Origin of the sequence: Streptomyces sp. YS-3 (assembly GCF_045257485.1) — a bacterium.
In the GTDB taxonomy this organism is placed as follows: Bacteria; Actinomycetota; Actinomycetes; order Streptomycetales; family Streptomycetaceae; genus Streptomyces.
This window is the reverse complement of record NZ_JBJHPC010000011.1, coordinates 18902-36915: the sequence shown is the minus strand read 5'-3', so window position 1 is coordinate 36915 and position 18014 is coordinate 18902. Positions and strand designations below refer to the sequence as shown.

The following is an 18014-nucleotide window of genomic DNA, read 5'->3' as shown; positions in this document are numbered from 1 at the left end:
CGCTTACCGTCACCGCAATCCGGGTGGACCGCCGAATCCTGCCACCGCTCGGAATCCGCACCCATCCACGCGTGGCAGGAGCGGGGGACCCAGGTAAGCGCCGTCCGGAATTCCGGCACGGCTCGGGGTGAAGCCGAAGCACCGTGACCGGTGCCCCCGGCCGGGCAGCTCAGCCCGAACCCGACAGCTCACCTCGCAGGCGCCGGAGAGGAATTCGCCATGCCCCGGGATATCGGGCTGGACTTGGGACGGCGGTGCTTACCCTTGGGCATGGCGAATTCCTCTCCGGCGCCTGCGAGGTGAGCTGTCGGGTTCGGGCTGGAGCTGCCCGGCCGGGGCACCGGTCACGGTGCTTCGGCTTCACCCCGAGCCGTGCCGGAATTCCGGACGGCGCTTACCTGGGTCCCCCGCTCCTGCCACGCGTGGATGGGTGCGGATTCCGAGCGGTGGCAGGATTCGGCGGTCCACCCGGATTGCGGTGACGGTAAGCGAGCCCGGCGGGCCACGACAAGTGCCGATTTCCTCCCGGCATTCCCGGCCGGTAATTCGCACGGGAATTGCGGTCACCCTGCGTGGACCCGAATTCTCAACAGGCCCGGCCGGACGGGGGAATTCATCGGCGCCCGCCACCACGGAACGTCACGGATATGACGCTGCTCACGGGCAACCTCCCCTTCCCGCCGGGGAGATGGACAGGCTCCATCAAATCACCCAATCCGGACGAAAGTTCCGCCCAATTCACCCCTCTCACCCCCTATCACACCACCTGTCCGCTTTCAGCGGATAGGTGCGAATGCAGATCTTTGTCTTGTCCGCAGGGGCGTCTTGTCCGCGGGGGCCCTCCTCACTCCCGGCCCGCACCCACCCGCCGGAAACGGAACAGCGCCGCGTCAAGATCCCCCCGGAGTCCGGTGTCCAGGCCCCGGTGGAGCAGGAGCGCCCCCCGGTGCACGGCCCCGGTGTCCAGGCACCGGTAGGCCGACGCCGGGTCCAGCGCGCGCAGCCGCACGGCCGGGGGCCGCTCCCCGTGGTGCTGGGCCTGGAGGTGGGCGAGGACGACGGTGTCGTCGCCGCGCACGTACTGGACGGCGCTCAGCCCGCCGTCCGGGGGCCGCAGCCGGTACTGCTCCCCCAGCTGCACCACCGGCCGGATCTCCTTGTAGAGATCCACCCACCCGCGCGCCTCGGCCAGTTCGTCCTCGCTCCACCGCGCGAGGTCCCCGCCGATGCCGAGCACCCCGGCCATGGCGCTCAGGAAGCGGAAGCGCAGGCTGCTGCGGCGGCCGTTGAGCAGGGTGTTGGGGCTGTCGGTGACCCAGGCGGCCATCACCCGCGCCGGGTGCAGCTGGCTGAAGCCGTGCTGGATGGCGAGCCGGTCCAGCGGATCGGTGTTGTCGGAGGTCCACACCTGGTCGGTGCGGGAGAGGATGCCGAGGTCGATCCGGCCGCCACCGCCCGAGCAGGACTCGAAGTCGACCGCCGGGTGGGCCGCCCGCAGCCGGTCGAGGAGTCCGTACAGCGCGCGTACATGATCGATCCAGAGCCGCTGCGGATATGGCTCGCCCGGCCAGCCCGCGTCACTGAAGCAGCGGTTGAAGTCCCACTTCACGTAGTCGACGGGCACCTCGGTGAGCAGCCCGTCCAACCGCTCCCACAGGTACTCCTGGACGTCCCGCCGGGCGAGGTTGAGGACGAGCTGGTTGCGGAACTCGGTGCGCCGCCGGCCGTCGTGGTGCTGCACCCACTCCGGATGCGCCCGGTACAGCGCGCTGTCGGGGTTGACCATCTCCGGCTCGACCCAGATCCCGAACCGCATGCCCAGCGCGTGCACGTCGTCCGCGAGCGGCTTCAGCCCGCGGGGGAAGCGGCCGGGGTCGGGCGTCCAGTCGCCGAGGCCGGCCGCGTCGTGGGCGCGGCCGGTGAACCAGCCGTCGTCCACGACGAACAGCTCCACCCCCAGGCCGGCCGCCCGGTGCGCCAGTGCCCGCTGCTGCTCCTCCCCGATGTCGAACCCGGTCGCCTCCCAGGAGTTGAAGAGCACCGGCCGCACCCGCGCGGCGTCCGGGATCACCCGTGCGAGCTGCCAGGCGTGCCACTCCCTGCTGGCCCCGCCGAAGCCGTCCGGGCTCCACAGCGCGGCGAAGACCGGGGTGGTGTACGACTCGCCGGGCGCCAGTGACAGGAGTCCGGAGTCGTCGTGCCCGGCGCCGCCGCTGATCTGCACCCGGCCGTCCGGCAGATGCTGGACGGCGATGCGCCAGGACCCGGACCAGCCGAGGGCGCATCCGTAGACCTCACCGCTCTCCTCGGTGGCGCCGTCGGCGTCCAGGGCGACCCAGGGCAGGTGCTGGTGGCCGGTGTGGCCGCGGCGGCTGCCGAGGACCTTCTCACCCGGGGTGAGCGGGGCCCGTACGAGCCGGGACTCGGCGGCCCAGCGGCCGTGCAGCTGGCTGAGCCGCCAGCCCTCGCGGTGCGGCAGGGTCCACACGGCCGCGTCGGCGCGCAGCACCTCCAGGTCCGGGTCGCCGGGCGCGCCCGCGTGGGCGACGGTGACCCAGCGCTCCACCACGTCGGAGTCGTCGCGCATCCGGTAGTGCAGGGTGAGCGCGAGGCGGTGCGCGGCGTCCGCGAACCGCAGCCGCAGCTCGTCGCCGTCGGCCGTGGCGTCCGTGAAGGTCCACTCGGTGCCGCGCGCCCCGGGCGTACGCAGGGAGAGCGCGGGGCGCGCGAAACGGGGCCCGCCCTCCACCACGTACTCCTCCCGGCCATCCAGTGGTGATTCGAAGGGCCAGGGGGGCGGAAGGGGCAGGGCGGCGAGGGCCTCTGCGTCGGCGAGGGCCAGCCGGGGCCCCCAGTGCAGATGCAGAAGTTCCCCGTGTTCCGTGAGGTGCAGGGCATATCCACTGGTGCGGCCGGAAAGCAGCCACACCCGTCCGTCGTCCGCGGTCTCGATCATCCCGAACCCCCAGTTCCGCACAGGTACGCACAGGCATGAACAGCAACACCAGGATCGGGGCAGGACATCACGGAGGGCAACGGGTGCGAAGGGGTCGCATTCCGGTCAGCCGGTCGAGATGATTGCCCCGGGAACCCATGTCGTATCGTCGGAACGAGGCGGCGTGATCTTTCTTTCGACCCCCATCAGGAGCCAACGTGACCCAGCAGACTCCGCAGATCCCTTCGACCGAACCCGAGCTCTCCGGCGTCCGCAACTTCCGTGATGTGGGCGGACTGCCGACCGTGGACGGCCGGCGGCTGCGGTACGGGCGGCTCTTCCGCAGCGGCCACCTCGCCCACGCGACCGCGCAGGACGCCGCCTTCCTCGCCTCCCTCGGCCTGCACACCGTCTTCGACTTCCGCAACGCGGCGGACCAGAGGCTGGAGGGCCCGGACGTGGAACTGCCGGGGGTGCGCAATGTGAACATACCGCTGACGGACCCGGCGGACGGGGCGGAGTTCTGGAAGATGGTCCGCGACGGAGACATCAACCAGCTGCGGTCGGTGCTCTCCGACGGCCGGGGCGCCGACCGGATGGCGCGCTCGTACCGCACGATCATCCGGCAGCGCACGGCCGAGCACAGCCGGGTGCTGCACGCGCTCGCCGAGGACAGCGTCCCGGCCCTGATGCACTGCGCGGCGGGCAAGGACCGCGCGGGCCTGTCCATCGCGATCGCGCTGCTCGCCGTGGGGGTCGAGCGCGACGCCATCGAGGCCGACTACCTCAAGTCCAACGACCCGCACCGCCGCTACAAGATGCACCGCAGCGACAGTTCCCCCGCCGGGCTGAGCGCCGAGGTCGTGGAGCTGCTCAACCCCCTCTTCGACGCCCGCGCCCACTATCTCGACGCGGCCTTCGAGACCATCGAGGAGACCTGGGGCTCCACCGAGCGCTATCTGTCCGAAGGCCTCGGGCTCTCCCCCGAGACCCGCGAGCGGCTGCGTGAGCGCCTCGTCGAGGACCCGGCGTAGCCGGGCCCCGGGCGGTCACTTCCCGACGGTGAACAGGAGATAGAGGAAGGCCGCGAAGATGTGGCCCGCGATCAGGTAGGCGAACAGCCGGACCACCAGCCCCCGGGGGAACTTCGTCTCATGGGTGCTCGCTCCGGACCGTCCCGAGGAGTTCTGCGACATGTTCGTACCTCTCAGCCGTGCGGATGGTGCGGATGCGGATCGGGGCTCTGGAGCAGGGTGTGGACGAACAGGAACGCGGCCCCGCCGGGCGAGACGGCGGAGATCCGGTGCGGGGTGAGCGAGTCGAAGTGCGCGCTGTCGCCGGGGTCGAGTTCATGCGTGGCATCGCCCAGGGACAGCCGCAGCCGCCCGGACAGGACGTACAGCCACTCCTCGCCCGGGTGGACGCGGACCAGCTCGCGCTGGGTGCCGTACGGGACCTCGACGCGCAGGGCCTGCATGGCGCGGCCGGGGTGCCCGGCCCGGTGGTAGGTCCAGCCGTCCGCCTCGGCGGGCTCGGCCCGGCCGCCCCGGATGACGGGCTCGCGTTCGGGCGGCAGCTCGCCCAGCAGCTCCGAGACCGTCGTACCGTAGGTACGGGCGAGCGCGAGCAGCATCGGCAGCGAGGGCTGGCGGGCGCCCGTCTCCAGCCGGGAGAGGTGCGCCGGTGAGAGACCGGCCCGCGGGGCGGCGGCCTCCAGGGTGAGGCCCCGGCGGCGGCGCAGATCGCGCAGGCGCGGGGCGACCTCGGGGAGCGCGGGGCCTGCCGGCTCCCCGGCGCTTCCGGGGGGAGTGCTCATGCACTCCATTCAGTCAGCGTGTTGCCTCTGGGGCAAATTTTTTGCCCCAGAGGCAAAAAAACGCGCCCTTACCGGTTGGCGACCGCCTGCTTGACCAGGGTGCGCCCGAAGTCCCACATCAGGCCTCCCCCGCCGTGCGCGTCGTCCATCACGGCCGTGAACGCCTCGACGAAGCGGTCCACCTCACGCTCGCCGATCGTCAGCGGCGGGATCAGCTTGATCACCTCCAGATGGTCCCCGGAGACCTGGGTGAGGATGCGGTGCTTCTGGAGCAGCGGCACCACGACCATCTGCGCGAACAGGCCCTTGCGGGCGGCCTGGAGCATGGTCCAGCGCCCGCGCAGCCGGATCGAGGAGGGCCTGCCGAACTCGATGCCGACCATCAGGCCGCGCCCGCGCACGTCGTGCAGCAGCTCGTAGCGGCCGACCAGCGCGGCCAGTCTGGACTTCAGGAGTTCGCCGGTGGCCCGCGCGTTGGCGACGACCTCCTCGTCCTCCATCACCGCGAGCACCGCGAGGCCCGCCGCCATCGCCTGGGCGTTGGAGCCGAAGCTCGCGGAGTGGACCAGGACCCGGTCCATCGACGAGTAGACCTTCTTGAAGATCCACTCCTTGCCGAGGGTCGCCCCGACGGGCACATAGCCGCCGGAGAGCGCCTTGGCGACACAGACCAGGTCCGGCTCGACGCCCTGCTCGTGCTGGTACGCGTAGAAGTCGCCGGTCCTGCCGAGGCCGGTCTGCACCTCGTCCGCGATCAGCAGCGCCTTGTGCCGGTGCAGCAGCTCCTGCGCGGCGAGCAGATAGCCGGGCGGCGCCTCGTGGACGCCCTTGCCCTGGATCGGCTCGACGATCAGCGCGGCCACGTCCCCGCGCTTCAGCTCCCGTTCCAGGGCGGCGAGATCGCCGAGCGGGACGGCCGTGTCGGGCAGCAGCGGGGCGAAGCCGTCGCGGAAGCCGGACTCGCCGTTGACCGAGAGCGAGCCGGTGGTCAGGCCGTGGAAGGCGTGGGAGCAGTACAGGACCCTGGGCCTGCCGGTGGCGTACCGGGCGAACTTCAGGGCGGTCTCCACCGCCTCCGTACCGCTGTTGCCGAAGAACACCCGTTCCAGGTGCGGGCTGTGGGCGAGCAGCCGCTCCGCGAGCAGGCCGGGCAGCGGCTGGCAGTCGAAGCGGGTGAGGTCGGCGAGCGAGGCGTCGAGGACGTCGTGGAGCGCCTTGCGTACGACGGGGTGGTGGCGGCCCAGGCCCATCACCCCGAACCCGGCGAGCATGTCCAGGTAGTCCTGGCCGTCCGCGTCCCAGAAGTACGCGCCCTCGGCCCGCTCGTAGACCTTGTCGAAGCCGATGGTGTGCAGCATGCGCGGCAGTTGGTGGTTGAGGTACTTCGTGTGCAGCTCGTAGCGCTCGCCGCCGCGTTCGGCGAGGAGCCGGGCCAGGTCGAAGCCCTTGGGTCCGCCGTCGGTCATCCGTGGTGTCCCTTCTCGGCCGCCGCGGCGGCTTCCTGGCGCGCCGCGAGGGCGGCGCTGATGCGTCCCGCGATCTCCACCGGGGTGAGCCCGATGTCGGCGAGGACCTCGGCGCGCTTGGCGTGCGCGAGGAACTGCTCGGGGATGCCGAAGGTGCGCAGCGGGGTGTCCACCCCGGCGTCCCGCAGGGCCTGCCCGACGGCCCAGCCCACGCCCCCGGTACGGCAGTTGTCCTCCACGACCGCGACCAGCGCGTGCCGCTCGGCCAGCGGCGCGAGCTGCTCGTCGACGGGCTTGACCCAGCGGGGGTCCACCACCGTGCACCGGATGCCGCGCCCGGCGAGCAGGTCGGCGGCCTGGAGGCAGACGGGCGCGAGCACCCCGACCGCCACCAGCAGGACTTCCGCGTCCTCGTCCCGGCGCAGCACGTCCATCGCGCCGATCCGGTCGAGGGCCGCGATGTCCGGGCCGACCGCCTCCTTGGGGAAGCGGAGCACGGTCGGGGCGTCGTCGACGTCGACCGCCTCGCGCAGTTGGGCCCGTAGCTGGGCCGCGTCGCGCGGGACGGCGATGCGCAGGCCGGGCACCACCTGGAGGATCGACATGTCCCACATGCCGTTGTGCGAGGCGCCGTCGACCCCGGTGACGCCGGCCCGGTCCAGGACGAACGTCACTCCGCACCGGTGCAGGGCCACGTCCATCAGGACCTGGTCGAAGGCCCGGTTGAGGAAGGTGGCGTAGACGGCGACGACCGGGTGCAGCCCGCCGGTGGCGAGCCCGGCCGCCGAGACGGCGGCGTGCTGCTCGGCGATGCCGACGTCCCAGACCCGGCCGGGGAAGCGGGCCGCGAACTCGGTGAGCCCGGTGGGGTGGAGCATCGCGGCGGTGATCGCCACGATGTCCTCGCGCTCCTCGCCGAGCGCCGCCAGTTCCCCGCCGAACACCGAGGTCCAGGAGGGGCCGCCGGCGGGCGTGAGCGGTACGCAGGTCAGCGGGTCCATGGCTCCGACGGCGTGGAAGCGGTCGGCCTCGTCGTCCAGCGCGGGCTGGTAGCCGCGCCCCTTCTCGGTGAGGCAGTGCACCAGGACGGGGCCGTGGAAGCGCTTGGCGCGCCGCAGGGCCGACTCGACGGCCTCGATGTCGTGCCCGTCGATGGGCCCCACGTACTTCAGCCCCAGGTCCTCGAACATCCCCTGCGGCGCGAACGCGTCCTTGAACCCCTTCTTGGCGCCGTGCAGCGACTCGTAGAGCGGCCGGCCCACCACGGGTGTCTGCTGGAGCACCTGTTTGCCCCAGGCCAGGAACCGTTCGTAGCCGTCGGTGGTGCGCAGGGTCGCCAGGTGGTTCGCGAGGCCGCCGATGGTGGGGCCGTAGGAGCGCTCGTTGTCGTTGACGACGATGATCAGCGGCCGGTCGCGGGCGGCGGCGATGTTGTTCAGCGCCTCCCAGGCCATGCCGCCGGTCAGGGCGCCGTCGCCGATGACCGCGACGACGTGGTCGTCCCTCCCCAGGACTTCGTTGGCCTTGGCCAGGCCGTCGGCCCAGCCGAGCACGGTCGAGGCGTGGCTGTTCTCGATGACGTCGTGCTCGGACTCGGCGCGCGAGGGGTAACCGGAGAGGCCGCCCTTGGAGCGCAGCTTCGAGAAGTCCTGGCGTCCGGTGAGCAGTTTGTGTACGTAGCTCTGGTGGCCGGTGTCCCACAGGACGCGGTCGACGGGTGAGTCGAAGACCCGGTGGAGGGCGATGGTGAGCTCCACCACCCCCAGGTTGGGCCCGAGATGGCCCCCGGTGCGCGCCACCGCCTGGATCAGGAACTCCCTGATCTCGCGGGCCAGCGCGATCAGTTCGGCGCCCTCCAGCGCCTTGACGTCGTGCGGCCCCCGAACATTCTCCAAGATCGTCACGCTGGAGCCCCCTTCGGATCCCGTTCAGCTCTCGGTGGTTGCGGTCAGCCCCGCGCGGTGACGCTCGGGACGCCGGAGGCGATGCCGTCCCCCTCCATCTGCTCCGCGATCTTCATCGCTTCCTCGATCAGCGTCTCCACGATCTTCGACTCCGGGACCGTCTTGATGACCTCGCCCTTCACAAAGATCTGCCCCTTGCCATTGCCCGAGGCCACCCCCAGATCAGCCTCACGCGCCTCMCCGGGCCCATTCACCACACACCCCATCACCGCGACCCGAAGCGGCACCTCCATGCCCTCCAGACCCGCCGTGACCTCCTCCGCCAACTTGTACACATCCACCTGCGCCCGCCCGCACGACGGACACGACACGATCTCCAGCCGACGCTGACGCAGATTCAACGACTCCAGAATCTGCATCCCCACCTTGATCTCCTCCGCCGGCGGCGCCGACAACGACACCCGGATCGTGTCCCCGATCCCCTGGCTCAACAGCGCCCCGAACGCCACCGCCGACTTGATCGTCCCCTGGAACGCCGGACCCGCCTCCGTCACACCCAAGTGCAGCGGATARTCACACTGAGCCGCCAGCTGCCGGTAGGCCTCRACCATCACCACCGGATCGTTGTGCTTCACCGAGATCTTGATATCCCGGAAATCATGCTCCTCGAACAGCGACGCCTCCCACAAAGCCGACTCCACCAGAGCCTCCGGCGTCGCCCGCCCGTACTTCTTCAGCAGCCGCGCATCCAGCGAACCCGCGTTCACCCCGAYACGAATCGGCGTCCCCGCATCCTTCGCCGCCCGCGCGATCTCCCTCACCTTGTCGTCGAACTGCTTGATGTTCCCCGGATTCACCCGCACCGCCGCACACCCGGCATCAATCGCCGCGAACACATACTTCGGCTGGAAATGAATATCCGCGATCACCGGAATCTGCGACTTCTTCGCGATCGTCGCCAAAGCGTCCGCGTCATCCTGCGTGGGGCACGCCACCCGCACGATCTGACAGCCCGACGCCGTCAGCTCCGCGATCTGCTGCAACGTCGCCCCGACATCCGACGTCCGCGTCGTCGTCATCGACTGCACCGACACAGGAGCATCACCGCCGATGGCCACCGACCCGACCTGGATGCGCCGCGAGGGGCGGCGCGTCGCCAGTGGCCGGGCCGGCGGCGCGGGGAGGCCCAGCGAGACGGGCTCTCCGGTCCTCATCACGTCACCCGCGGTTTCCCTGCACGGTCTCGCGGACCGCGCGCAGCGACTCCTTGAGCGACCCCATGGTCGCGAGGACGGCGGTGGGCTCGTAGCCGCAGTGCGCCATGCAGTTGGCGCACCGGTCGTCCTTGCCCCGGCCGTACTTGTCCCAGTCGGTCTCCTCGACGAGCTCCCGGTACGTGGGTACGTACCCGTCGCTCATCAGGTAGCAGGGCCGCTGCCAGCCGAAGAGCGAGTAGTTGGGGATCGCCCAGGCCGTGCACGGGAAGTCCGCCTTGCCCTCCAGGAAGTCCAGGAAGAGCGGCGAGTGGTTGAGCCGCCAGCGTCGGCGGTTGCCGCCGGAGAACGCCTTCTTGAACAGCTCGCGGGTCTGCTCGACGCCGAGGAAGTGCTCCTGGTCGGGCGCCTTCTCGTAGGCGTACGCGGGCGAGATCATCATCTCGTCGACCTGGAGGTCGTCGTTGAGGAAGTTGAGCACCTCGATGATCGTCTGCGGGGTGTCGGTGTTGAAGAAGGTGGAGTTGGTGGTGACCCGGAAGCCGCGCCGCTTGGCCTCCTTGATCGCCGCCACCGCCTCGTCGAACACGCCCTCCTTCGCCACCGACTCGTCGTGCCGCTCGCGCAGCCCGTCGATGTGCACGGCGAACGCGAAGTACGGGGACGGGGTGAACTTCTCCAGCTTCTTGCGCAGCAGCAGGGCGTTGGTGCAGAGGAAGACGTACTTCCTCTTCGCCACCAACTGCCGCACGATCTCGTCGATCTGAGGGTGCATCAGGGGCTCGCCGCCCGCGATGGAGACCATGGGGGCACCCGACTCCAGAACGGCGCCCACGGCCTGGGCCACCGGCATGCGCTGCTTCAGGACCCCGGCCGGGTGCTGGATCTTCCCGCAGCCCTCGCACTTCAGATTGCACGCGAAGAGCGGCTCCAGCTCGACGATCAGCGGGAACTTCTCACGCTTGCGGAGCTTCTGTTCAAAAAGATAGGTCCCGACCCTGATGGACTGGCGAAGCGGCATGGCCATCTGGCTCACCTCCTGGGGAGCGGCAAAGAACGGTGCCATTCAAAAAAAGCGGGAAGGACGGCACGAAGAACGCGGAAAGCCGATATTCCACCGCGTACCGTGCCGATCCGGACCAGTTCATGTTCTGGAGCGTCCACGACCACCCGAACGGCCGCAACCGGACGCTCTCCGGCCCCGACGGCGCTCCACAGCGTCGCCGCGGACTCCATGTCCACGGCGATCGCCCCGGTCGCGCGCAGCTCGGCCCGTTCGTGGCCACGCACCACGTGGTCGGAGCCGATGAGCGGACCGGTGTGCACGGTGCGGCCGGGCAGCGCCGCGCTCAGCGCCTTGGCCAGCACCTCCGTACCCACGCAGGGCGTCGTGCCGCGCGGGTCGCGGGTCTCTTGGGCGACGACCAGGTCCCCGGGGTGCATCCCCGGTGACAGGCCGGCGCAGAACCCGGAGGCGATCACGGCCGCCTCCCGGTTCGCCGCCGTGCCCAGGCCGCGCAGCACGGCCCGTTCGGCGGCCCTGGGTCCCATGCCGCTGCGCAGCACGGTCACCACCTGGCCGGGCGTCCGGCCCCGGCCGCCGCTGCGCAGCGCCAGCTCCTCGATGGTGAGCGCGCAGGCGACCAGCAGCGGCACGGGTTCCGGGACGGCGGCGGGGTGCAGCTCCATCACTTCCCCTTGCGGCCGTTGAGGGAGAACGGTTCTCCATGGACATAGCGGCCGAGCGCGGTGAGCGGGAACACCTGGCGGTAGAGGTGGTAGTTGATCGAGAAGTCCCAGGGGAACCCGGTGCCGGTGAAGTACGGCTCGTCCCAGGAACCGTCCGCCAGCTGGGTCCGGGCGAGCCAGGCGACGCCCCGCTCGACCGCCCTGCTCTCCCGCTGCCCGGCCGCCAGCAGCGCCAGCAGCGCCCAGGCGGTCTGGGAGGCGGTCGAGACACCGTGCCCGATCCACTCCTCCTCGCGGTAGGAGCGCAGGTCCTCGCCCCAGCCGCCGTCCTCGTTCTGCACCGACTCCAGCCAGCCGACGGCCCGGCGGATCGCCGGGTGCGAGGCGGGCAGTCCGGCGGCGGTGAGGGCCGGCACCACCGAGCCGGTGCCGTAGACGTAGTTGACGCCCCAGCGCCCGAACCAGGCGCCACTCGCCTCCTGTTCGGCGAGCAGCCACTCGACGCCGCGCCGCGCGCGCGGTTCGTGGGCCCGGCCCTCGACGGCCAGCATCTCCACGACGTGCGCGGTGACGTCGGCCGACGGCGGGTCGATGACCTCGCCGAAGTCGCAGAACGGCAGCCGGTTGGGGAACGGGCTGGTGTTGTCGGCGTCGAAGGCGCCCCAGGCCCCGTTCCTCGACTGCATCCCGAGCGTCCAGCGCGCGGCCCGGCGGATCGCCCCCTCGACCCGCTCGGGGTCGGGGTGGCGCACCCGGCGCAGCGCGAGGATCACCTCGGCGGTGTCGTCGATGTCGGGGTAGTTGTCGTTGTGGAACTCGAAGGCCCAGCCGCCGGGGGCCAGTTGAGGCTTCTTCACCGCCCAGTCGCCGGGCCGGACGATCTCCTCGCCGAGCATCCAGTCGACGGCCTTGACCAGGGCGGGGTGGTCGGCGGGCAGCCCCGCGTCGGCGAGCGCGATGGTGGCCAGGCAGGTGTCCCAGACCGGGGACTGGCAGGCCTCGATCATCCGGGAGCCGTCCTCGCGCCACACCGCGAACCGGTCCAGGGACTCCAGCCCGGCCCGCATCACCGGGTGCTGGAGGTCGTAGCCGAGCAGATGCAGGGCGATCACCGAGTAGACGGCGGGCGGCTGGATGCCGCCCCAGCAGCCGTCGTTCTCCTGGCGCTCGACGATCCAGCGGGCGGCGGTGTTCATCGCGGCCCGGCGCAGTCGGCGCGGGGCGAGGCGGTGGTAGAGGTGCAGCGCCTTGTCGAGCCGCTGGAAGGCGCCGTCCCAGCTGGCGACCGGGGCGAGCGGCCGGGCGGGGGCGGGGTCGCGCGCGTCGGTGTGCAGCTCGTCGAGCGCGAAGGGCGCGGGCCGCACCGGCCGCTTGGCGGAGACGACCGTGAGCGGCACGATCGTCTGCCGGGCCCAGCAGCCGAAGTCGTAGATGTTCAGCGGGAACCACTTGGGCAGGAAGATCAGCTCCGGCGGCAGCTCCGGCAGGTCGTCCCACTTCCACCAGCCGAACAGGGCCAGCCAGATCCGGGTGAAGACCCGGCAGGCGGCGATGCCCCCCTGGCTCCTGACCCACGCCGAGGCCCGCGCCATATGGGGGTCCTCCGGCCGGTCCCCGGCCAGCCGCAGCGCCACGTACGCCTCGACGGTCGCGGAGAGCTCGGGCGGGCCGCCGTAGAACGTGGCCCAGGTGCCGTCCTCGCGCTGCTCGCCCCGGATGTGGAGCGCGGCGGCGGCGACCGTCTTCTCGTCCTGGATGCCGAGGAACTGACGCAGCAGCAGATCCTCGGCGTCCATGGTGACGTTGGTCTCCAGGTCGCCCTTCCACCAGCCGAGGTCGTCCTGCTCGGCGAGCAGGTGCTCGACCGCGCGGTCCGTCGCCCGCCGGGCGGCGTCGAGCACCTGGTCCGCGCCGGGTGGCGGCGCGGTCGTCCCACTGGCCGCGGCGGCGGGGGGCCACGTGGCCCCGGCGCTTCCGTCGGTCGTCGCTGTCATGGCTTCCCCTTAATGCAAGTGCAGTGCTACTTCTGCTGTGCTGGGGTCTCCGTCGGAGGCGGCCCGGTGGCGGGCCCGCTCCGGCGACGTCGCGTCATATACGAATGGTGATCATCTCTTCCGTACGACGACGAAGTCGGCCAGGGCGGTCAGCTGCGCGCGCACCCGCTCGGGCATGTCGACGGTGCCCAGTGCCTCGATCGCCACCGCGTGCTGCCTGCGGGCCTCCTGCGAGGTCCACTCCCGGCCGCCCGCCTCCTCGATGAGCGCGGCCCGGGTGGCGAACTCCTCCTCGGAGAAGCTGTCGAAGTCGTTGCTCTTGGCGTCGGCGGCGAGCAGTTCGCCGAGCCGCTCGGAGGCCGGGCCGCCCGCGGCGAGGGCCGCCACCACCGGCAGGGACTTCTTGCGCTGGCGCAGGTCGCTCCAGGTCTGCTTGCCGGTGGCGTCCGGGTCGCCCCAGATGCCGAGGAGGTCGTCGACGGCCTGGAAGGCGAGGCCGAGGTGGTAGCCGTACGCCTCCAGCGTGTCAGCCGTACGGTCGTCCGCGCCGCCGAGGACCGCGCCGATGGAGCAGGCGCAGGCGAGCAGCGCGCCCGTCTTGTTGCCCTCCATCTCCAGGCACTCCTCGACGGTGACCCGCTCGCGGTGCTCGTAGGAGATGTCCTGGGCCTGGCCGTCGATGAGCTTGCGGGTCGCGGTGGTCAGCCGGCGCGTGGCGCGTCCGGCCTCGACCGTGCCGAGCTCCAGGAGGACCTCGTTGGCCAGCGCGAACAGGGCGTCGCCGACGAGGATCGCCTGCGCCGGGCCGTGTACCTTCCAGACCGTGTCGCGGTGGCGGCGCTGCTCGTCGCCGTCCATCAGGTCGTCGTGGAGCAGCGAGAAGTTGTGGACGAGCTCGACCGCGACCGCGCCGGGCACGCCGACCTCGGGACGGGCCCCGGCCGCCTCGGCGGACAGCAGGGCGAGGGCGGGCCGGACGGCCTTGCCGCCGTCGCCGTCCGCCGGGTTGCCCTGGGCGTCGATCCATCCGAAGTGGTAGGCGGCGACGGTGTCCATGGGAGCGGCGAGCCGCTCCACGGCCGTGCGCAGCACCGGCGCGGACAGCGTCCGTCCGCGCTCCAGAAGCGCGGCGACGTCCACGGTGTCGACAGCCGAGTTCGCCGAAGGCACAGTCGCCACGGTCTCTCCTCTTGTTCCAGTGCTGCTAAGGGTCATGCCGCCTCCTGAAGCGGATGGACGTGGGAGCGGCCGAGTACGCCGAGGGCCGCGCCCGCGGCGCTGAATCCGCTGCGTACGGCGCTCTCCATCGTCGCGGGCCAGCCGGTGGCGGTCCACGCGCCGGCCAGGTACAGACCGGGCGCCCGGGTGTGCGCGCCCGGGCGCAGCCGTCCGACGCCGGGGGTGGGGGCGAACGTCGCGGTGCGCTCCCGGGTCACGAAGAAGTCCCGTACGCCCGCGCCGCGCGCGGCGGGCAGCAGCCGTTCGAGCTCGGGCAGGTAGCGCGCGCGCAGCGCGGCCACCGGCTCGTCGATCTCGTCCCAGGCGGCCGACTGGGAGACCGCCAGGTACTGGCCGCCGCCGGCCAGCCCGGAGGACTCGGTGCGGTCGAAGACCCACTGCACGGGTGAGCCGAGTGCGGTGAAGAAGGGCTGCCGCAGCACCTTGCGGTCGTAGACGACGTGCAGGTTGAGGATGGGCGCGGTGCCGATGTCGAGCAGTTTGCCGGGGTCGTCGAGGGCGCCGTGGGGCAGCAGGTCGTGCGCCTCGCGCTGCGGCACGGCGAGGACCACCACCTCGGCATCCAGCGTCTCGCCGCTCACCTCGACCCGCCAGGCGCCGCCCTCGGTGCGCGCGAGGGACTCGGCCTTGGTGCGGGTCTCGACGCGGACCCCGGCCGAGGCGAGCGCCTTGCGGGCCAGCGTGTCGTGGAGTTCGCCGAGCGGTACGTGCGCCCAGCCGATGTCGGCGGCGCCCGGCTCGGAGAGCAGCCCGGTCTTGAAGACCATCGCGGCGAGGCCCAGGGAGGCGTGCGGCGCGGTCGCGTTCAGGGTCGCCACGCCCACCAGGTCCCACAGGGCCTCGACGGTACGGGCGGACTGGCCGTGGCGGCCGAGCCAGGTGGCGAAATCCACCCCGTCGAGCGCCGGGTCGGCCGGGTCGAGGCCCTTGAGCGCGAGTGCGGCGCGCCCGACGGAGGCCCGCTCGGCGAGCGAGAGGTGCGGATAGGTGGCGAGGCTGCCGGCCAGGTGCAGCGGCACCGGCAGCGCGGTGCGGCGCAGTCTGCCGAGCCGGGGTCCGCGCGGATGGGCCACGTCCAGGACGGGCACGTCCAGACGGCGCTGGAGCGGCGCGAGGTGGGCGCCGCCGATCCGGTCGAGGAACCAGCGGTAGGCCGTGCAGCAGCGCAGGTAGACGTGCTGGCCGTTGTCGACGGTGAGTTCGCCGCGCCGGAAGGAGAAGGCGAGGCCGCCCAGCCGGGGGCGGCCCTCGACCAGGGTGACGTGCAGGCCCGCGCCGGCCAGTTCCAGCGCGGCGGTGACGCCGGCCAGACCTCCGCCGACGACCACCGCGCGTTCGGGCTGCGGGGTTGTCATGCGTCCTCCCCTTCGACCGTGCCGGTGCGGTGCGCGCGCCCGGCCGCCGGCGCGGTCGCCGCCGTCGCAGTCAGGGACGCCCCGGCCGGAGCGGGGGTTGCACACTGCGGGCACGTAAAGCTCTTCGGCCGCACGTCCAGGTGCCCATGGGCCATCAGGCGCGCCTCCTGGCGGTCTGCCGGGAGACGGTCCGGGTGTCGAGCCCGGACAGTCCGCGTACCGCCACGTACGCCTTCTCCCTGCCGGGCAGCGAGACCCGGCCGCGCAGCACGGCCTCCGGGTCGCGCTCGATGCGGTCGAGCAGTCGGCGGTAGATTCCGGCCATCGCGGCCACGCAGGCGCCGCTGCGGCGGTCGAGCATGGGCAGCAGCCGGTAGCCCTCGGCGAACAGGGCGCGGGCCCGGCGCACTTCGAAGTGGACCAGGCCCGCGAAGTCGGAGCCGGCGGGTGGCACCGGGGTGTGGAAGCCCTCGGCGCACCCGAACTTCGCCAGGTCGTCGGCGGGCAGATAGGTGCGTCCGTTGCCCGCGTCCTCGCGAACGTCCCTGAGGATGTTGGTGAGTTGCAGGGCCAGGCCCAGCGTGTCGGCGTACTCCGCGGCACGCTCGGCGCCCGGTGCGCCCGGTTGTGTACCGAACACGCCCAGGGAGAGCCGGCCGATCGCGCCCGCGACACACCGGCAGTAGGCCTTCAGGTCGTCCCAGGTCTCGTAGGTCTGGCCGTGTACGTCCATGAGGACGCCGTCGATGAGCTCGTCGAGCCCGTCCAGCGGGATCGGGAAGCGGCGCGCCGCGTCCGCGAGCGCCACCGCCACCGGGTCGGTGTCGTCCTCCTCGACCGCGCCCCGGGCGATCCGGCCGAGCAGCGCGCGGGTGTCCTCCAGGCGCTGCTTCTTGGCCTCGGCGGCCAGCGCGCCGTCGCCGATGTCGTCGACGCGCCGCGAGAACGCGTAGAGCGCGGACATCGCCTGGCGCTTGTCGGTCGGCAGCAGCCGGATGCCGTACGCGAAGTTGCGCGCCTGCTGTCCGGTCACCGCCTCGCAGTAGCTGTACGCGGCCTGTACCGGCGCGGACGCGTGTGCGTGTGGATCCACGGTCCGGCTCACCCCTCTCTACGCGCTCTACGCAACACGGCTCCCACTTCGCGCAGCAGACTGGATTTGGTGGGCTTGGGCGGTCCAGGGAGTACGTCGTGGCCGGCGGCTGCCACCGCGTCGAGCGCGGCGCGGCCCCCGGCCACGAATCCGGCCAGCAGCAGTCTGAGTCTGCCGTGGACGCTACCCACGAGGGGGGTGCCTTCATTCAGCAGCCGCGCGGCGCGTTCCGCTTCGAACGCGACCAGGGCGCGCACCGACGCGCCCCCGCGCGGGGCGGCCAGATCGGCCTGGGTGACATGGAACCGCTTCATGTCCTCGGCGGGCAGATAGATCCGGTCCCGGCCGAGGTCCTCGCCGACGTCCTGGAGGTGTTCGACGATCTGGAGGGCGGTGCAGACGGCGTCCGAGCGGCGGACGCGCTCGGGGCTCTCGGTGCCGGTGATCGCCAGCACCAGGCGGCCCACGGGATTGGCCGACAGCTCGCAGTACGCGACCAGGTCGTCATAGGTCTCGTACCGCCCGACCAGCTGGTCCTGCCGGTTCGCCGCGATCAGGGCGAGGAACGGGTCGGGGGTGAGTGAGCGGCGGCGGACGGTGGGCTGCAGGGCCCGGAGCAGCGGGTGGCGCGGGGTGGAGTCGAAGACGCGGCGCAGATCGGCCTCGAAGGCGTCGAGCAGCACGAGCCGGTCGTCCGCCTCGGCGGGGGCCACGCCCAGGTGGCGGGCGTCGGCGCCGCCGGGCGCGAGGTCGCCGTCGCCGATGTCGTCGACCAGGCGCGCGTAGCCGTACACGGCCATCAGGTCGTCGCGCCAGGCGCGCGGCAGAAAGAAGGGGGCCACCGGGAAGTTCTCCGCCGTGGCCTTGTCGAGCGTGGTGCGCGAGGGGGAGTCGGTGCGCACGTCCCGGACACCTGTCACCGGGGGCCGCCCGGCACGGGAACGGCGGAAGCCTCTCGCAGGTGGAGATTTCCCGTAGCCATTGCCGTCACATCTCCCGTTCTACACCGCCGACCCAAAACATCCCATTTCGGACACGCCGCCGAGCCTCCCGAGTGGAGAACGGCTCCCGCGCGGGGCGCCCGGGGCGGTGCCGCCCGTCCGTCACGATCAACACCAGTACAGCTTACGTTGTACAACGCCCGACAACACGTCGGGGTGTTGCGCGCATTACAAGAACACTTCAATCCGCGCCAACCTTCCCCCGGCGCAGGCGACTTGACCCAGCCTTGACATTCCGGTCCGCCATGAGGACCGCCCCCGAGGACGCGAAAGCCCCCGCCGGGGTTGATCGACGGGAGCTTTCGACG

Annotated in this window: 14 protein-coding genes and 2 riboswitches; of the genes, 1 reads left to right on the top strand and 13 read right to left on the bottom strand. The window is 71.8% G+C overall.

What is annotated here, in order from left to right:
• The first annotated feature begins 48 nt into the window (after positions 1 to 48).
• Positions 49 to 215, top strand: a riboswitch (cyclic di-AMP (ydaO/yuaA leader).
• A 61-nt stretch (positions 216 to 276) separates the two neighbouring features.
• Positions 277 to 443, bottom strand: a riboswitch (cyclic di-AMP (ydaO/yuaA leader).
• Between the two features lie 401 nt (positions 444 to 844).
• On the bottom strand, positions 845 to 2956 hold the full coding sequence (locus ACJA3G_RS02300; RefSeq protein WP_406551145.1) for an alpha-galactosidase: 2112 nt from the start codon (positions 2954 to 2956) through the stop codon (positions 845 to 847).
• A gap of 197 nt (positions 2957 to 3153) precedes the next feature.
• Here ACJA3G_RS02300 and ACJA3G_RS02295 point away from each other — a divergent pair, with 197 nt between their 5' ends.
• Entirely contained in the window at positions 3154 to 3969 is an 816-nt protein-coding gene (locus ACJA3G_RS02295; protein WP_406551144.1) for a tyrosine-protein phosphatase, read from the top strand.
• Positions 3970 to 3984: 15 nt separating this feature from the next.
• Here the strand turns inward: ACJA3G_RS02295 and ACJA3G_RS02290 are convergent, their stop codons facing one another.
• The 12 genes from ACJA3G_RS02290 to hpnC form a co-directional block, all read right to left on the bottom strand.
• Positions 3985 to 4131, bottom strand: a complete 147-nt coding sequence (locus ACJA3G_RS02290) for a DUF6126 family protein (protein WP_406551143.1) — start codon at positions 4129 to 4131, stop codon at positions 3985 to 3987.
• An 11-nt stretch (positions 4132 to 4142) separates the two neighbouring features.
• A complete protein-coding gene (locus ACJA3G_RS02285) occupies positions 4143 to 4751 on the bottom strand; it encodes a helix-turn-helix domain-containing protein (protein ID WP_406551142.1) in 609 nt (202 codons plus the stop codon).
• Between the two features lie 68 nt (positions 4752 to 4819).
• Complete coding sequence (locus ACJA3G_RS02280; protein WP_406551141.1) at positions 4820 to 6217, bottom strand: aspartate aminotransferase family protein; 1398 nt, start codon at positions 6215 to 6217, stop codon at positions 4820 to 4822.
• The gene (gene dxs, locus ACJA3G_RS02275; protein WP_406551140.1) at positions 6214 to 8121 is read right to left on the bottom strand and encodes a 1-deoxy-D-xylulose-5-phosphate synthase; all 1908 of its coding nucleotides are present in this window, start codon (positions 8119 to 8121) and stop codon (positions 6214 to 6216) included. The genes ACJA3G_RS02280 and dxs overlap by 4 nt, the downstream gene beginning before the upstream one ends.
• Before the next feature lie 44 nt (positions 8122 to 8165).
• On the bottom strand, positions 8166 to 9335 hold the full coding sequence (ispG, locus tag ACJA3G_RS02270) for a flavodoxin-dependent (E)-4-hydroxy-3-methylbut-2-enyl-diphosphate synthase (RefSeq protein WP_406551139.1): 1170 nt from the start codon (positions 9333 to 9335) through the stop codon (positions 8166 to 8168).
• 4 nt (positions 9336 to 9339) lie between these two features.
• Positions 9340 to 10362 (bottom strand): adenosyl-hopene transferase HpnH, encoded by a 1023-nt coding sequence (hpnH, locus tag ACJA3G_RS02265; RefSeq protein ID WP_406551138.1) that lies wholly within the window; start codon positions 10360 to 10362, stop codon positions 9340 to 9342.
• Between the two features lie 5 nt (positions 10363 to 10367).
• Positions 10368 to 11024, bottom strand: coding sequence for a 1-hydroxy-2-methyl-2-butenyl 4-diphosphate reductase (locus ACJA3G_RS02260; RefSeq protein ID WP_406551137.1), 657 nt, complete (start codon positions 11022 to 11024; stop codon positions 10368 to 10370).
• The gene (gene shc / locus ACJA3G_RS02255) at positions 11024 to 13018 is read right to left on the bottom strand and encodes a squalene--hopene cyclase (RefSeq protein ID WP_406551136.1); all 1995 of its coding nucleotides are present in this window, start codon (positions 13016 to 13018) and stop codon (positions 11024 to 11026) included. Before shc ends, ACJA3G_RS02260 begins: the two co-directional genes overlap by 1 nt.
• Positions 13019 to 13129: 111 nt before the next feature.
• A complete protein-coding gene (locus ACJA3G_RS02250) occupies positions 13130 to 14233 on the bottom strand; it encodes a polyprenyl synthetase family protein (protein ID WP_406551135.1) in 1104 nt (367 codons plus the stop codon).
• The gene (gene hpnE / locus ACJA3G_RS02245) at positions 14230 to 15612 is read right to left on the bottom strand and encodes a hydroxysqualene dehydroxylase HpnE (RefSeq protein WP_406551134.1); all 1383 of its coding nucleotides are present in this window, start codon (positions 15610 to 15612) and stop codon (positions 14230 to 14232) included. Before hpnE ends, ACJA3G_RS02250 begins: the two co-directional genes overlap by 4 nt.
• A 154-nt stretch (positions 15613 to 15766) precedes the next feature.
• Positions 15767 to 16717 carry a presqualene diphosphate synthase HpnD gene (hpnD, locus tag ACJA3G_RS02240; protein ID WP_406551133.1) on the bottom strand — a complete coding sequence of 317 codons (951 nt, stop codon included), beginning with the start codon at positions 16715 to 16717 and terminating at the stop codon, positions 15767 to 15769.
• Complete coding sequence (gene hpnC, locus ACJA3G_RS02235; RefSeq protein ID WP_406551132.1) at positions 16714 to 17607, bottom strand: squalene synthase HpnC; 894 nt, start codon at positions 17605 to 17607, stop codon at positions 16714 to 16716. The genes hpnD and hpnC overlap by 4 nt, the downstream gene beginning before the upstream one ends.
• Between the last annotated feature and the right edge of the window lie 407 nt (positions 17608 to 18014).

Bases quoted from the DNA above. Each gene is read 5' to 3' on its own strand.
- ACJA3G_RS02300 (WP_406551145.1), bottom strand. From the start codon at position 2,956: ATGATCGAGACCGCGGACGACGGACGGGTGTGGCTGCTTTCCGGCCGC.
- ACJA3G_RS02290 (WP_406551143.1), bottom strand. From the start codon at position 4,131: ATGTCGCAGAACTCCTCGGGACGGTCCGGAGCGAGCACCCATGAGACG.
- ACJA3G_RS02285 (WP_406551142.1), bottom strand. From the start codon at position 4,751: ATGAGCACTCCCCCCGGAAGCGCCGGGGAGCCGGCAGGCCCCGCGCTC.
- ACJA3G_RS02280 (WP_406551141.1), bottom strand. From the start codon at position 6,217: ATGACCGACGGCGGACCCAAGGGCTTCGACCTGGCCCGGCTCCTCGCC.
- hpnH (WP_406551138.1), bottom strand. From the start codon at position 10,362: ATGGCCATGCCGCTTCGCCAGTCCATCAGGGTCGGGACCTATCTTTTT.
- ACJA3G_RS02260 (WP_406551137.1), bottom strand. From the start codon at position 11,024: ATGGAGCTGCACCCCGCCGCCGTCCCGGAACCCGTGCCGCTGCTGGTC.
- shc (WP_406551136.1), bottom strand. From the start codon at position 13,018: ATGACAGCGACGACCGACGGAAGCGCCGGGGCCACGTGGCCCCCCGCC.
- ACJA3G_RS02250 (WP_406551135.1), bottom strand. From the start codon at position 14,233: ATGACCCTTAGCAGCACTGGAACAAGAGGAGAGACCGTGGCGACTGTG.
- hpnE (WP_406551134.1), bottom strand. From the start codon at position 15,612: ATGACAACCCCGCAGCCCGAACGCGCGGTGGTCGTCGGCGGAGGTCTG.